Origin of the sequence: Streptomyces beigongshangae, from assembly GCF_019710745.1 — a bacterium.
GTDB lineage: Bacteria > Actinomycetota > Actinomycetes > Streptomycetales > Streptomycetaceae > Streptomyces > Streptomyces beigongshangae.
In genome coordinates this window covers 96914-111174 of record NZ_JAHKJW010000023.1, presented here as the reverse complement: position 1 = coordinate 111174, position 14261 = coordinate 96914, and the positions used below count along the sequence as shown (strand labels likewise).

Annotated in this window: 10 protein-coding genes; 2 read left to right on the top strand and 8 right to left on the bottom strand. The window is 72.2% G+C overall.

Annotated elements, in window-relative coordinates:
* Window positions 1–179 precede the first annotated feature (179 nt).
* The gene (locus KM933_RS19770; RefSeq protein WP_221354055.1) at window positions 180–2303 is read right to left on the bottom strand and encodes an ATP-binding protein; all 2124 of its coding nucleotides are present in this window, start codon (window positions 2301–2303) and stop codon (window positions 180–182) included.
* 274 nt (window positions 2304–2577) lie between these two features.
* Here KM933_RS19770 and gabT point away from each other — a divergent pair, with 274 nt between their 5' ends.
* Both gabT and KM933_RS19760 read left to right on the top strand, forming a co-directional pair.
* On the top strand, window positions 2578–3912 hold the full coding sequence (gene gabT, locus KM933_RS19765) for a 4-aminobutyrate--2-oxoglutarate transaminase (RefSeq protein WP_221354015.1): 1335 nt from the start codon (window positions 2578–2580) through the stop codon (window positions 3910–3912).
* A gap of 412 nt (window positions 3913–4324) precedes the next feature.
* Entirely contained in the window at window positions 4325–5014 is a 690-nt protein-coding gene (locus tag KM933_RS19760; protein ID WP_260333806.1) for a phosphatase PAP2 family protein, read from the top strand.
* Here KM933_RS19760 and KM933_RS19755 read toward each other — a convergent pair.
* The 7 genes from KM933_RS19755 to KM933_RS19725 form a co-directional block, all read right to left on the bottom strand.
* The gene (locus KM933_RS19755; RefSeq protein WP_221354011.1) at window positions 4953–6752 is read right to left on the bottom strand and encodes a chitinase; all 1800 of its coding nucleotides are present in this window, start codon (window positions 6750–6752) and stop codon (window positions 4953–4955) included. The two genes, KM933_RS19760 and KM933_RS19755, sit on opposite strands and share 62 nt — an antisense overlap.
* Window positions 6753–6857: 105 nt before the next feature.
* A complete protein-coding gene (locus KM933_RS19750; RefSeq protein WP_221354009.1) occupies window positions 6858–8285 on the bottom strand; it encodes an NAD(P)/FAD-dependent oxidoreductase in 1428 nt (475 codons plus the stop codon).
* Window positions 8282–9097 (bottom strand): ABC transporter permease, encoded by an 816-nt coding sequence (locus KM933_RS19745; protein WP_221354007.1) that lies wholly within the window; start codon window positions 9095–9097, stop codon window positions 8282–8284. The genes KM933_RS19750 and KM933_RS19745 overlap by 4 nt, the downstream gene beginning before the upstream one ends.
* Window positions 9098–10027 (bottom strand): ABC transporter permease, encoded by a 930-nt coding sequence (locus KM933_RS19740; protein WP_221354005.1) that lies wholly within the window; start codon window positions 10025–10027, stop codon window positions 9098–9100.
* Window positions 10027–11148, bottom strand: a complete 1122-nt coding sequence (locus KM933_RS19735) for an ABC transporter ATP-binding protein (RefSeq protein ID WP_221354054.1) — start codon at window positions 11146–11148, stop codon at window positions 10027–10029. The genes KM933_RS19740 and KM933_RS19735 overlap by 1 nt, the downstream gene beginning before the upstream one ends.
* A 116-nt stretch (window positions 11149–11264) precedes the next feature.
* Window positions 11265–12509 (bottom strand): ABC transporter substrate-binding protein, encoded by a 1245-nt coding sequence (locus tag KM933_RS19730; protein ID WP_221354003.1) that lies wholly within the window; start codon window positions 12507–12509, stop codon window positions 11265–11267.
* 43 nt (window positions 12510–12552) lie between these two features.
* Window positions 12553–14079, bottom strand: a complete 1527-nt coding sequence (locus KM933_RS19725; RefSeq protein WP_221354001.1) for a gamma-aminobutyraldehyde dehydrogenase — start codon at window positions 14077–14079, stop codon at window positions 12553–12555.
* Window positions 14080–14261: the final 182 nt, after the last annotated feature.

The window sequence follows — 14261 nt, the reverse complement described above, 5'->3', positions numbered from 1 at the left end:
GTTCGGCGGTCACGGACGGTGTGATCTTTTGGCCGCGGTGTATGAACGGCCTCTGCCGATTCTGCCTCACCGTACGGTCGGCCGGTGACCATATGTCCGGACGTCCTGCCGGACGCCTTCCCCGGGCTTCCCCGGGTGCCCCGCCCCCGGACGCCCCGCCCCGGGCGGGCCCCCGTCCCTCAGTTCCCGGAATCGCGCAGGTCCACCAGGAGCGGGGGCGCGTGCTCCCCGCGCACGCTGGTGAGCGAGAGCACCGCGTGCCCCGGCGGCACCCCGTGGGCCAGCTCGGACGCCGACCACCGCTCCCGTTCGACCTGCCGCACGGTCACGGCGCGCGCGGTGGGCGCGTTCCCCGTGATCACCTTCCGCAGCAGGTGGACGGCCTTCCCGGCCGGTGTCTCCGCGATGATCTGCCGGTCGGTGACGTCCCGCGCCTCGATCCACTCCTTGCCCCACACCTCGGCGAAGTCCTGCCCGTCCCACGGGGTGAGCCCGGACAGCGCCACCCGGCAGCCGATCGCGCCGAGCAGCGGCGAGCGCAGCGGGCGCGGCGCGTCGTCGAGCGTGCGCAGCGTCAGCACGACCCCGGCGTTGGCGGACCGCAGCCGCTGGATGCCCCGTACGGCCTCGGGGGTGACGACGCCGGTGGCGTCGTCGAGCACGAGGCAGGCGAACAGGGACCGGTCCTCGCGCACCGCGGCACTGGCCGCGAACTGGGCGAGCACGAGCCGCGAGAGGATCTTCGAGGCGTCCGCGTGCCCGCGCCGGGGCAGATCGATCCGTACGCGCACGGGGTGGTCGAGCGCGCGCAGCGAGAAGGGCCGGGACTGCCCGGACGTGTCGAAGAAACCGGCGAAGGCGGGCCGGTCGAGCAGCGCCACCCGGTCCGCGAGCACGCCCCCCACGTCGCCCGGATGCGCCAGCTGCCGTTCCCGTGCGTCGAGTTCCCGCAGCAGGGACTCCTGCCCGCTCTCGGTGAGCGCCTTGCGCAGCGCCCCGAGCGGACCGGGCGCGCCGTCGAGGAGCTGCCGCAGCTCGGGTACGGAGGGGAAGCGCCCGTGGACGGCCCGGAACGGTCCGAGCAGCTGGGCGAGCACGGTGGTGGACCGGCGGCTGTCCCCGTTCGGGTGCGGGTCGGCGAGATCGCCGACGAGCGCCTCGGCGAGCACGGCCGCGGCCTCGTCCGGATCGGTGGTGCCGCCGTACAGGTCCAGGTCGTACACGGACTCGGGGCTGCCCACGCGCACCACGACGTCGTACGCGTCCACCGGTCCCAGGCCGGCTCCCGCGGCCCCGACGACCACCACGGCGGCCTGTCCGGCGAGCGCGTGCAGGCACAGCGACTCGGTGAGCGGCCAGACGATCCCGCCGGTCTTGCCGGAGCCGGCGGGCCCGACGGCGAGCAGCGAGGTCCCCAGCAGCTCGGGGCCGAGCGCGAGGCCCGTGGAGCGGTAGGCGTACGGGTTGCGCGGGTCGTCGGCGGTCGTGCCGAGGCGCACCTGCCCGGTGACCAGGTCGTGCCGGGCGAGGCGGCCCGGCAGGTCCCGCGCTCCGGAGGGGTGCGGGCAGGCGGCCGCGCCCGCCCGCAGCACGGCCTCGGTGAAGGTGGTGAGGCTGTGCCGTCCGTTGCGCACGCCCTGCCAGGCGCGGGTGATCCGGGCGTGGTCGACGTCGCGCATCAGCCCGGCCCGGGCGTCGGCGCCGAGCCGTTCGGCGGCGTCGACGGCTCCGGCGGCCCGCAGCGCGTTCCACTGGGCGGGGTCCTCCTCGGGAACGGGCGGCCGCTCGCTCACGGCGGCGCCGCGCCGCCAGGCGGGCGGGCCGTACCGCCGCCAGACCTCGCTCCACCGTCCGAGCCGGCCGACGCCGACCATGATGCCCAGCGCGACGGCCGTGTAGTAGGCGTAGACGACCACGACGGAGGCGAAGCTGTGCGGCTGGGCCCAGGAGTCCGGGATCATCGCGTACAGCGGCAGCAGCCACCACCCGCCCAGGTAGCCGTTCCACAGCAGCGACCAGATCAGCCAGCCCACGAGGAACGCGATGAGGGCGCCGCTGACCAGCTGCCGGCCCGGGATCTCCGCCGGCTCCTGCACGGGCCGGGGCCGGTGCCCGAACCGCCACACGCCCGGCGCGGCCTCGGGCCGGGGGGTCCGCAGCCAGGTGAGGAAGGCGGATCCGTCCGGCGGCGGGGGCATTCCCGGTGCCTGCGCGGGTCGCGGCGGCACCCGGGGAGGCCCGGCCGGCCGCGGCACACGATCGGCGTGCGTGCCCCGTGCGTCGTGCGTGCCGTCGCTGTCCATCGCCTCTGCCATCCCTGACCAGCCGCTCCGTACGTGGTGTGCGAGTCAATCTAACGCCCTCGCAAGGGGAGTTGCCCGCCTGCCGGGCCGGGTACGCGGCGAGGCGGGCTCCGGGCCCCCGCGCGCCCCCGCCGCTCCCTGTCCAAGACGGACAAGCCGCGCCCCGGACAACGCCCGGATGGAGCATGCCCACCTCCCGTTCCCGGACCTAGCCTGCGAAGAAGAAGGCAGAAGCAGCCAGCCGGCCGTTCGCACGACCCCCAGGGAGCCCCTCATGAGCGCAGTTCCGCAGGAGCGCCGCATCGTCACCGCCATTCCCGGCCCGAAGTCGCAGGAGCTCCAGGCCCGCCGCACGGCGGCGGTCGCGTCCGGTGTGGGGTCCGTGCTGCCCGTCTTCACCGCGCGCGCGGGCGGCGGCATCGTCGAGGACGTCGACGGGAACCGGCTGATCGACTTCGGTTCCGGTATCGCGGTGACGAGCGTCGGCGCCTCCGCCGAGGCCGTCGTGCGCCGGGCCTCCGCCCAGCTCCAGGACTTCACCCACACCTGTTTCATGGTCACGCCGTACGAGGGGTACGTGGCCGTCGCCGAGGCCCTCGCCGAGCTGACGCCCGGGGACCACGCCAAGAAGAGCGCCCTCTTCAACAGCGGCGCCGAGGCCGTCGAGAACGCCGTCAAGATCGCGCGCGCCCACACCAGGCGGCAGGCGGTCGTCGTGTTCGACCACGGCTACCACGGCCGGACCAACCTGACGATGGCGCTGACCGCGAAGAACATGCCGTACAAGCACGGTTTCGGCCCGTTCGCGCCCGAGGTCTACCGCGTCCCGGTGGCGTACGGCTACCGCTGGCCGACCGGTCCCGGGAACGCGGGTCCCGAGGCCGCCGCGCAGGCCGTCGACGAGATCAGCAAGCAGGTCGGCGCGGACAACGTGGCCGCGATCGTCATCGAGCCGGTGCTCGGCGAGGGCGGCTTCATCGAGCCCGCGAAGGGCTTCCTGCCGGCGCTGAGCAAGTTCGCCTCGGACAACGGCATCGTCTTCGTCGCGGACGAGATCCAGTCCGGGTTCTGCCGTACCGGCCAGTGGTTCGCCTGCGAGGACGAGGGCATCGTCCCGGACCTGATCACCACCGCCAAGGGCATCGCGGGCGGGCTGCCGCTCGCCGCCGTCACCGGCCGCGCCGAGATCATGGACGCCGCGCACGCGGGCGGCCTCGGCGGCACCTACGGCGGCAACCCGGTGGCCTGCGCGGGCGCGCTCGGCTCGATCGAGACGATGAAGGAGCTGGACCTCAACGCCCGGGCGAAGGCGATCGAGGGGACGATGAAGGCCCGTCTGGGCGCGATGGCGGAGAAGTTCGACATCATCGGCGACATCCGCGGCCGGGGCGCGATGATCGCGATCGAGCTGGTCAAGGACCGTACGACGAAGGAGCCGGACGCCGAGGCGACCGCCGCGCTCGCCAGGGCCTGCCACCAGGAGGGCCTGCTGGTCCTGACCTGTGGCACCTACGGCAACGTGCTGCGCTTCCTGCCTCCGCTGGTCATCGGCGAGGACCTGCTGGACGAGGGCCTCGACATCATCGAGCAGGCTTTTTCCCGCATCTGAGCGGGGTCCCTCTCATCGGTTCCGGTTCCCGGCGCCCGAGGAGCGGGGCGTGTGAAGAAGGTGTGCGAGGTGCATGGCGGGAACCGGATCCGTCTGTCGAACGCCCTCCCCCCTGTCGTAGGTTCTACGCGGATGAGAGATGCACCCCACCCGCGGGAGACCGTGGGTGACACCAGGACGGGGTCTCCCCGGCTTCGCCCTGGTCGTGCCTTCGCGCACACCCGGGGCCGCGTGCCCCGGATCTCCTCACCGATCGGACGGTCGCTCGCCCCAAACCCCCCGGGGCGCGCGACAACCCGGTCCTCCACCACCGAAGGGCTTGCACCCGCCCCCCTGGCGCAAGCCCTTCGGCGCGTCCCGGGCAGGGCGCTGCCGGTCGTCCCCCCTCACGTGCTCCTGGCACGCTGTGGGCATGACCAGCGTCCCGGACCGGCGTTCCGCTTCGGCCCTCTTCCTCTCCCCCCTCCCCTTCCTGGCCCTCTCCCTCCTCTTCGGCTTCCTCACCTGGCAGGCCGCCGTCGGCGGTCCGTCGCGCCGCGCGGACGAACGGCTCGCGCGGACCGTCAGGGACAGCCGCCTCCCCGAGGGCGCCGCCGAGTTCCTCGCGGACCTCGGCGGCATCGCGGTCGCCGTCCCCGTCCTGCTGGCCGCCGCCGCGTACGCCGCGTGGCACGCCCGGCGGGCGGCGCTCCCCCGCTGGTGGCTCCCGCCGCTCGCGGCGCTGATCGCCATGGCCGCCGTGCCGGTCCTGGTGGTCCCGCTGAAGGAGGCCGTCGGCCGCACCGGCCCGCCCGGTATGGCGGGCGACGGCTACTACCCCTCGGGCCACACCGCCACGGCCGCCGTGGCCTACGGAGCCGCCGTCCTCCTCCTGCTCCCCCGGCTCCGCGGCCGCCGCCCGCGCCGCGCACTGGTCGCCGCCTGCGTGCTCCTGGTGGCGTCGGTGGGCTTCGCCCTGGTCCGCCGCGGCTACCACTGGCCGCTGGACGTGGCGGGGAGCTGGTGCCTGGGCGCCGCGCTGCTGCTGGGCCTCCGGGCGGTCAGCCGAAGTACCCGTCGAAGTTCCGCGAGAACTCCCAGCCACCGAAGCGGTCCCAGTTGATCGACCACGTCATCAGGCCGCGCAGGGCGGGCCAGGTGCCGTGCGGGGCGTACGAGCCGCAGTTCGTCCTCTTCGTCAGGCAGTCCAGGGCCTTGTTCACCTCGGACGGCGGTACGTGGCCGTTGCCCGCGTTCGTCGTGGCCGGCATGCCGATGGCCACCTGGTCGGCGCGCAGCGGCGGGAAGACGCTGCCCGCGTCGCCCGCCACCGGGAAGCCGGTGAGGAGCATGTCGGTCATCGCGATGTGGAAGTCGGCGCCGCCCATGGAGTGGTACTGGTTGTCGAGGCCCATGATCGGGCCCGAGTTGTAGTCCTGGACGTGCAGCAGCGTCAGGTCGTCGCGCAGGGCGTGGATGACCGGGAGGTAGGCGCCGGCGCGCGGGTCCTGGCCGCCCCACCTGCCGGTTCCGTAGTACTGGTGGCCGAGCTGGACGAAGAACGTCTCCGGGGCCATGGTCAGCACGAAGTCGTCGCCGTACCTGGCCTTCAGGGTCTTCAGTGCCGAGATCAGGTTCACGATCACCGGGGTCCTCGGGTTCCTGAAGTCGGTGTCGTCCGCGTTCAGGGAGAGCGAGTGGCCCTCGAAGTCGATGTCCAGGCCGTCGAGCCCGTAGGTGTCGATGATCTTCGAGACCGAGGAGACGAACGTGTCCCGCGCCGCCGCCGTCGTCAGCTGCACCTGGCCGTTCTGCCCGCCGATCGAGATGAGCACCTTCTTGCCCGCGACCTGCTTGGCCCTGATCGCCGCCTTGAACTCGGCGTCGGACTCGACCCCCGGGCACTCGGCCGGCGGGCAGCGGTCGAAGCGGATGTCGCCCGAGGTCACGGAGGTCGGTTCGCCGAAGGCCAGGTCGATCACGTCCCAGCTGTCCGGGACGTCGGCCAGCCGCGTGTAGCCGGAACCGTTGGCGAAGCTCGCGTGCAGATAGCCGACCAGGGCGTGCGCGGGGAGGTCCGAGGGGTCGCCGCCGCCCGGACCCGCCGCGGTGGTGGCCGTGACCACCGGGGACTTCGCGGACTCCCCGGCCGCGTTCACGGCGGTGACCTGGAAGGAGTACGCGGTCGACGGCGCGAGGCCGCTCACGGTGGCCGACGTCCCGGTCTCCGTCCGGACCTTCGTCCCGTCGCGGTAGACCGCGTAGCCCGTCGCGCCCGGCACCGCGGGCCAGGACAGGGTCACGCCGGTGGAGGTGACCGTGCCGACCGCGGGGGCGGCGGGTGCGGCGGGCGGCTGCGCCGTGTCGCCGCCGGGGCCGACCAGGGAGAGGTCGTCGGCGTGGTACGCGCCGGTGCCGTACCAGCCGTGCGTGTAGATCGTGACACTGGTGGTGGCGGGGCCCGTGCGGAAGGTCGTGGCGAGCCGCTGCCAGTCCGGTGCGGACTGCGTCCACACGGAGACGTCGGTGGTGCCGGTGCCGCTCGCCCCGAGGTACACGTAGGAGCCGCGGACGTGTCCGGTGAGCGTGTACTGCGCGTCGGGCCGGACGGTCACGGTCTGCGCGCAGCGCGCGTTGTCGCCGCCGGCCGGGGTCGCCCTCAGCGCCGACCGGCCGCTGCGGACGGGTGAGTCGACGGCCGTGCCCGCCGTGCAGGTCCAGCCGTCGAGGCCGGTCTCGAACCCGCCGTTGCGGGCCAGGTCCGCGTCGGCCGCACGGGCGGCCGACGAGAGGGTGACGAGGCCGGGTACGGCCAGGACGGCGGCCGTGCACACGGCCAGGACTGATCTGAAGCGGTCCACGGGTGCCTCCGGCGTGGGGGATGGGAGGGTGGCGCGCGCCCAACTTGGTCCAGACCAATCCTGTTGTCAAGGATTCCGGCAGCGGTCCGTCCCGCGCGACCCTCCTCAGCTGTCGAAGCCGAGTCCCGCCCGGTCCATCGCCCGCAGCCACAGATTGCGCCGGCCGGCGTGCTCGTCCGCCCGGGCGAGCGACCACTTGGTGAGCGCGATGCCCGCCCACGCGAACGGTTCCGGCGGGAAGGGCAGCGGCTTCCTGCGGACCATCTCCAGCGAGGTGCGCTCCGTGCGCTCCCCCGCCAGCAGGTCGAGCATCACGTCCGCGCCGAAGCGGGTCGCGCCGACACCGAGGCCCGTGTAGCCCGCCGCGTAGGCGACCCGCCCCCGGTGCGCGGTACCGAAGAAGGCCGAGAAGCGCGAGCACGTGTCGATCGCGCCGCCCCAGGCATGGCTGAAGCGGACGCCCTCCAGCTGCGGGAAGCAGGTGAAGAAGTGCCGGGCGAGCTTCGCGTACGTCCGCGGCCGGTCGTCGTACTCGGCGCGCACCCGGCCGCCGTACGGGTAGACCGCGTCGTAGCCGCCCCACAGGATGCGGTTGTCCGCGGAGAGCCGGAAGTAGTGGAACCGGTTCGCCGAGTCCCCGAGGCCCTGCCGGCCGCGCCAGCCGACGGAGGCGAGCTGCCCGGCGGTCAGCGGCTCGGTCATCAGCGCGTAGTCGTAGACCGGGACGGTGTACGACCGCACGCGCCTGACCAGGTTCGGGAAGACGTTCGTGCCCAGGGCGACCCGGCGGGCGCGCACACTGCCGTACGGGGTGCGCACCGCCATCCCGGCGCCGTGCGCCCGCAGCTCCAGGGCGGGCGTGTTCTCGTACACGCGCACCCCGAGCCCGAGGCAGGCGCGCTTGAGTCCCCAGGCGAGCTTGGCGGGGTGCAACATGGCGACGCCCCGGCGGTCGTACAGCCCGGCGAGGAAGGTCGGTGAGTCCACCTGTTCCCGTACGGCGTCGGCGTCCAGGTACTCGACGCCGCCGGCCAGGCCGCGCCGCCGCAGCTCCCCGTGCCAGGTGCGCAGTTCGGCGGCCTGGTACGGCTCGGTGGCCACGTCGATCTCACCGGTGCGCTCGAAGTCGCAGTCGAGGGAGTGGCGGGCGACGGCCGCCTCGATGGCGTCGAGGTTGCGGGCGCCCAGCTCCTCCAGCCGGTGGATCTCGTCGGGCCAGCGGTCCAGGCCGTTGGACAGGCCGTGGGTGAGGGAGGCGGCGCAGAAGCCGCCGTTGCGGCCCGAGGCGGCCCAGCCCGTCTCGCGCCCCTCGACCAGGACGACCTCGCGCGCCGGGTCGCGTTCCTTGGCGAGGAGCGCGGTCCACAGTCCGCTGTAGCCACCGCCGACGACGAGCAGGTCGCAGGTCTCGGCGGTGGTGAGCGCGGGCTCGGGGCGGGGCCGGGCGGGGTCGTCCAGCCAGTACGGGACCGGCCGGGCGTCGGACAACGACCTCGCCCAGTCGGTGCCGGCGCGGCTCCCGTCGCGGCTCATGACGCCCTGCGGCGGTTGCGGCGGTTGCCCATGACCATCGCGGCCAGGACGCACAGCACGGCGACGAGGAACACGGCCGTGCCGACGACGTTGATCTGCACCGGTGTGCCGCGCTGCGCCGAACCCCAGACGAACATGGGGAACGTGACCGTCGAGCCGGCGGTGAAGTTGGTGATGATGAAGTCGTCGAAGGAGAGCGCGAAGGCGAGCAGCGCTCCCGCGGCGATCCCGGGCGCGGCGATGGGCAGCGTGACGCGCAGGAACGTCTGCAGGGGCCCCGCGTACAGGTCCTGCGCGGCCTGTTCGAGACGCGGGTCCATCGACATCACCCGGGCCTTGACGGCGGTGACGACGAAGCTCAGGCAGAACACGACGTGGGCGATCAGGATCGTCCGGAAGCCCAGTTCGGCGCCCAGGTTGAGGAAGAGCGTGAGCAGCGAGGCGGCCATGACGACCTCGGGCATCGCCATCGGCAGGAAGATCAGCGAGTTGACGGCGCCGCGCGCGCGGAAGCGGTAGCGGACCAGCGCGAAGGCGGTCATCGTGCCGAGGACGGTGGCGCCCAGCGTCGCCCAGGCGGCGAGCTGCAGGCTCAGCGAGAGCGAGCCGCACAGGCCGGCGACCCCGCAGGGATCGGTCCAGGCGTCCGTGGAGAACCGCTGCCACTCGTAGTTGAACCGCCCCTTCGGGTCGTTGAAGGAGAACACCGTGACGACGATGTTCGGCAGCAGCAGGTAGCCGAGGGTCAGCAGCCCCGCGATGACGACGAGACGGCGTTTGAGCCGGCGTGAAAGCGAGCGCAAGAAGGTCATCTAGACCAGATCCTCCGTTCCGGACCTGCGGATGTAGAGGGTGACGATCGCGAGGATCCCCGCCATGAGGAGGAAGGAGAGGGCCGCGGCCGTCGGGTAGTCGAGGACGCGCAGGAACTGCGTCTGGATGACGTTGCCGGCCATACGGGTGTCGGGGGAGCCGAGCAGGTCGGCGTTCACGTAGTCGCCGCTCGCCGGGATGAACGTGAGCAGCGTCCCGGAGACGACACCGGGCGCCGACAGCGGGAACGTCACCTTGCGGAAGGTCGTGAAGGGCCGTGCGTACAGGTCGCCGGCCGCCTCGTGCAGCCGCCCGTCGATGCGTTCGAGCGAGGTGTAGAGCGGCAGGATCATGAACGGCAGGAAGTTGTACGTGAGACCGCAGACCACCGCGAGCGGCGTGGCCAGGACGCGGTCGCCCGCGGTGACGCCCAGCCAGCTCGTGACGTCCAGCACGTGCAGCGCGTCGAGGGCGCCGACGACCGGGCCGCCGTCCGCGAGGATCGTCTTCCAGGCGAGCGTACGGATCAGGAAGCTGGTGAAGAAGGGGGCGATCACCAGGACCAGGACCAGGTTGCGCCAGCGGCCCGCCCGGAACGCGATCAGATAGGCGAGCGGGTAGCCGAGCAGCAGGCACAGGACCGTGGCGGCGCCTGCGTAGGCGACGGAGCGCAGGAACTGCGGCCAGTAGTCGGTGACCGCGTCCCAGTACGTCGCGAAGTGCCAGGTGACCCGGTAGCCCTCCTCCAGGGAGCCGGTCTGCACGGACGTGGACGCCTGGTAGACCATCGGCAGGGCGAAGAAGACGAGCAGCCAGAGCATGCCGGGGAGCAGCAGCCAGTACGGGGTGAGGCGGCCCCGGCGCCGGGGGGACCGTTCCTCCGGCCCGGGTGCGGGCGCCAGGGGTGGCGCCCCGGTGACGGTCGCCATCAGGCCGCCATCCCCTCGTCCGGCCCGACGGTCCCGGTACCCGCGTCGATGTCCTGTGCGGCGTCCAGTCCGAAGGTGTGGGCGGGACTCCAGTGCAGGACGACCTCGGCTCCGGGCACCAGTCGTGGGTCGCGGTCGATGTTCTGGACGTAGACCTCGAACTCCGGGCAGACCGGGCTGTCGACGACGTACTGCGTGGAGACGCCGAGGAAACTGGAGTCGGCGATCGTGCCGGTGACGCGGTTGCGCCCCGCCGGTATCCCGCCCGCCTCGTCGGCGTGCGTGAGGGACGTCTTCTCGGGGCGCACGCCCACCAGCACCCTGCCGCCGGACGCGGTGGGGCCGGAACATCGCGCCCGGGGCAGGACGAGCTTGCAGTCGCCCGCCGTGAGGACGATCTCGTCGCCGCTGCGGGAGTCGACCTCGGCCTCGATGAGGTTGGAGGTGCCGAGGAAGTTGGCGACGAACGTGGTCCGCGGGTTCTCGTAGAGGTCGGCGGGCGGGCCGAGCTGCTCGACGCGGCCCGCGTTCATCACGGCGACCGTGTCGGCCATCGTCATGGCCTCCTCCTGGTCGTGCGTGACGTGGATGAAGGTGATGCCGACCTCGGTCTGGATGCGCTTGAGCTCCAGCTGCATCTGACGGCGCAGCTTGAGGTCGAGGGCGCCGAGGGGCTCGTCCAGGAGGAGCACCCTGGGGGTGTTGATCAGCGCGCGGGCCACGGCGACGCGCTGCTGCTGGCCGCCGGAGAGCTGGTGCGGCTTCTTGCGGGCCTGCTCACCGAGCTGGACCAGGTCGAGCATCTCCCCGACCTGCTTCTTCACCGACTTGATGCCGCGCCGGCGCAGACCGAAGGCGACGTTCTCGAAAATGTCGAGGTGCGGGAAGAGGGCGTACGACTGGAAGACGGTGTTCACCGGGCGCCGGTACGGGGGCAGGTCCGTCACGTCCTGCTCGCCGAGGGAGACGGTGCCGGAGGAGGGTTCCTCCAGGCCGGCGATCATCCGCAGTGTGGTCGTCTTGCCGCAGCCCGACGCGCCCAGGAGGGCGAAGAACGACCCCTGCGGCACGGTCAGGTCGAGCGGCCGGACGGCGGTGAAGGAACCGTAGGTCTTGCTGATCCCGGAGAGGCGGACGTCGCCGCCGGCCTCCGGGCCGTCCTTCCCGGCGTCCTTCGCGCTGTCCTTCGCGCTGTTCCTGCTGCTGTTCTTCGCGCTGTTCTTCCTGATCACGGTGATCACGCCCCCGTCAGCTTTGCGAACTTCTCTTCGTACGCCGTCTCTTCCTTCGCACTCAGGGAGCGGAAGGCGTGCGACTTGGCCGCCATGGCGGCGTCGGGGAGGATCAGCGGGTTGCCGGCCGCCGACTCGTCGATCTTCGCCAGCTCGGCCTTCACCCCGTCGACGGGACAGACGTAGTTGATGTACGCGGCGAGCCGCGCGGCCGGGGCGGGCTCGTAGTAGTAGTCGATGAGCCGCTCGGCGTTGGTCTTGTGCCGTGCCTTGTTGGGGACCAGCAGGTTGTCCGAGGAGATCATGTAGCCGCTGTCGGGGATGACGAAGTCGATGTCCGGGCTGTCCGCCTTGAGCTGGACGACGTCACCGGCCCAGGCGACACAGGCCGCCAGGTCGCCCCTGGCCAGGTCGGACGTGTAGTCGTTGCCGGTGAAGCGGCGGATCTGGCCCTTGTCGACGGCCTTCTGCAGCCGGGCGATCGCCGCGTCGAAGTCGTCGTCCGTGAACTTCCCCGGGTCCTTGCCCAGGTCGAGCAGGGTCAGGCCGACGCTGTCGCGCATCTCGGACAGGAAGGCCACACGCCCCTTGAGCTTCGGGTTGTCGAGCAGGTCGGAGAGGGACCTCACCTCCACCCCGTCCAGCGCCTTCCTGTTGTAGGCGATGACGGTGGGGATACCGGTCCAGGGGTACGAGTACGCGCGCCCCGGGTCCCAGTCCGGGTCGCGGAACTGCCGGGAGAGGTTGGCGTACGCGTGCGGCAGGTTGGACGCGTCCAGCTTCTGCACCCAGCCGAAGCGGATCAGTCGCGCGGCCAGCCAGTCGGTGACGCAGATGAGGTCGCGCCCGGTGTCCTGGCCCGCCGCGAGCTGCGGTTTGAGCTTCCCGAAGAACTCGACGTTGTCGTTGATGTCCTCGGTGTACTCGACCTCGATGCCGGTGCGCCCGGTGAACGCGTCGAGCGTGGGGTGGCGCTTCGCGCTGTCGTCGACGTCCATGTACTCGGTCCAGTTGGAGAAACTGACCCGTTTCTCCTTGGCCGAGCGGTCCTCGGAGGAGACACCCGCGGTGTTCTTCGCCGCGGGGATCCCGCAGGCGCTCAGCGCCCCGGCCCCGCCCAGGGCGAGCGCGCCGCCGGTGGAGGCGCGCAGCAGCGAACGGCGGGTGAGGGCGGCCCTGCCCCCGCGGAGACCGCGCCGCGGGGCGGCCGGGCTCGCCGGGGACGGGCGATCGGGCTCGTACTGCTCCATGCTCGTGGTGCCCTTTCGGGAGGGTTCGGCCGGTCCGGGCCGTCTACGGCTGGCGGTCCCCGAAGATCGTGCGGTGCCAGTCCTTCCGGGCCACCGCGGTGTTGTCGAACATGACGTGCTTGATCTGCGTGTACTCCTCGAACGAGTACGAGGACATGTCCTTGCCGAAGCCGGACGCCTTGTAGCCGCCGTGGGGCATCTCGCTGATGATCGGGATGTGGTCGTTGACCCACACGCAGCCCGCCTTGATCTCGCGGGTGGCCCGGTTCGCCCGGTGGACGTCACGGCTCCACGCGGAGGCGGCGAGACCGTACGGGGTGTCGTTGGCGAGCCGGATGCCCTCGTCGTCGCTGTCGAAGGGCACGACCACCAGGACCGGGCCGAAGATCTCGCACTGCACGGCCTCGCTGTCCTGCGCGGCGTCCGCGATGAGCGTGGGCAGGTAGTACGCGCCGTGCTCCAGGCCCTCGGGGATCCCGCCGCCGGTGACCACGCGCGCGTAGGAGCGCGCCCGGTCGACGAACCCGGCCACGCGGTCGCGCTGGGCGACCGAGATCAGCGGCCCGAGGTCGGTGTCCGGCGCGAACGGGTCGCCGAGCCGGACGGTCCGCATCAGCTCCGCGGTCCGGGAGACGAACTCCTCGTAGAGGGGCCTCTGCACGTACGCGCGCGTGGCGGCCGTGCAGTCCTGGCCCGTGTTGATGAGCGCGCCCGCCACCGCGCCGTGCACGGCGGCCTGCGGGTCGGCGTCGTCGAAGACCACGAAGGGGGCCTTGCCGCCGAGTTCCAGGTGCAGGCGCTTGACCGTGGAGGCGGCGATCCCGGCGACCCGCCTGCCGACGGCGGTGGAACCGGTGAAGGAGGTCATCGCGACGTCGGGATGGCCGACGAGGTACTCGCCGACGTCCTTCCCGGCCCCGGTGACGATGTTGACGACACCGTCGGGGATGCCCGCCCGGGTCGCCGCCTCGGCGAAGAGCAGCGAGGTGAAGGGGGTGAGCTCGGCGGGCTTGAGGACGATCGTGTTGCCCGCGGCGATCGCCGGGAGGACCTTCCAGGCGGCCATCTGGAGCGGGTAGTTCCAGGGGGCGATCGAACCGATCACACCGATGGGTTCACGGCGTACGTACGAGGTGTGGTCGCCCGAGTACTCGCCCGCGGACCGGCCCTGGAGGTGGCGGGCCGCACCGGCGAAGAAGGCCGCGTTGTCGATGGTGCCCGGGACGTCGAACTCCCGGGTCAGCTTGATGGGCTTGCCGCACTGGAGGGACTCCGCCTGCGCGAACACCTCGGCGTGGTCGGCGAGCACGGCGGCGAAGCGGTGCAGGACGTCGGAACGCTCACCGGGGGTGGCGCCGGACCAGCCGGGGAACGCCTCCCGCGCGGCGGCCACCGCCGCGTCCACGTCGACGGTGCTCGCCAGTTCGTACGTGTGGACGCCGGCACCGGTGGCGGGGTCGACGACCGTGTGGTCCCGCCCGGACGTGCCCTTGGCCGACCGGCCCGCGATGTACTGCGCGCCGTCCGCGAAGTGGTCCTGCGCCTGGAAGCGATGGCCCGGATTGTGCATGTCGCTCTCCTCCGCCGTACTCCCCGCAACCCGGGTCGACGTAGCTCCGGCTCGATTTGAGTGCCGATCCTGGCAGAGCAACGGTGCTCCAACAAGTGATTCCGTTGTTGCCTTTTGGTTACGCGACGGAATCTGTCGACCAGGTGTCGGATCGTCCGGGAAAAGGGGGGCCGTGTCGTCGG

Excerpts from the sequence above, each read along its gene's own strand:
- KM933_RS19770 (WP_221354055.1), bottom strand. The coding sequence starts at position 2,303 with ATGGACAGCGACGGCACGCACGACGCACGGGGCACGCACGCCGATCGT.
- KM933_RS19730 (WP_221354003.1), bottom strand. The coding sequence starts at position 12,509 with ATGGAGCAGTACGAGCCCGATCGCCCGTCCCCGGCGAGCCCGGCCGCC.
- gabT (WP_221354015.1), top strand. The coding sequence starts at position 2,578 with ATGAGCGCAGTTCCGCAGGAGCGCCGCATCGTCACCGCCATTCCCGGC.
- KM933_RS19745 (WP_221354007.1), bottom strand. The coding sequence starts at position 9,097 with ATGACCTTCTTGCGCTCGCTTTCACGCCGGCTCAAACGCCGTCTCGTC.
- KM933_RS19740 (WP_221354005.1), bottom strand. The coding sequence starts at position 10,027 with ATGGCGACCGTCACCGGGGCGCCACCCCTGGCGCCCGCACCCGGGCCG.
- KM933_RS19760 (WP_260333806.1), top strand. The coding sequence starts at position 4,325 with ATGACCAGCGTCCCGGACCGGCGTTCCGCTTCGGCCCTCTTCCTCTCC.
- KM933_RS19750 (WP_221354009.1), bottom strand. The coding sequence starts at position 8,285 with ATGAGCCGCGACGGGAGCCGCGCCGGCACCGACTGGGCGAGGTCGTTG.
- KM933_RS19725 (WP_221354001.1), bottom strand. The coding sequence starts at position 14,079 with ATGCACAATCCGGGCCATCGCTTCCAGGCGCAGGACCACTTCGCGGAC.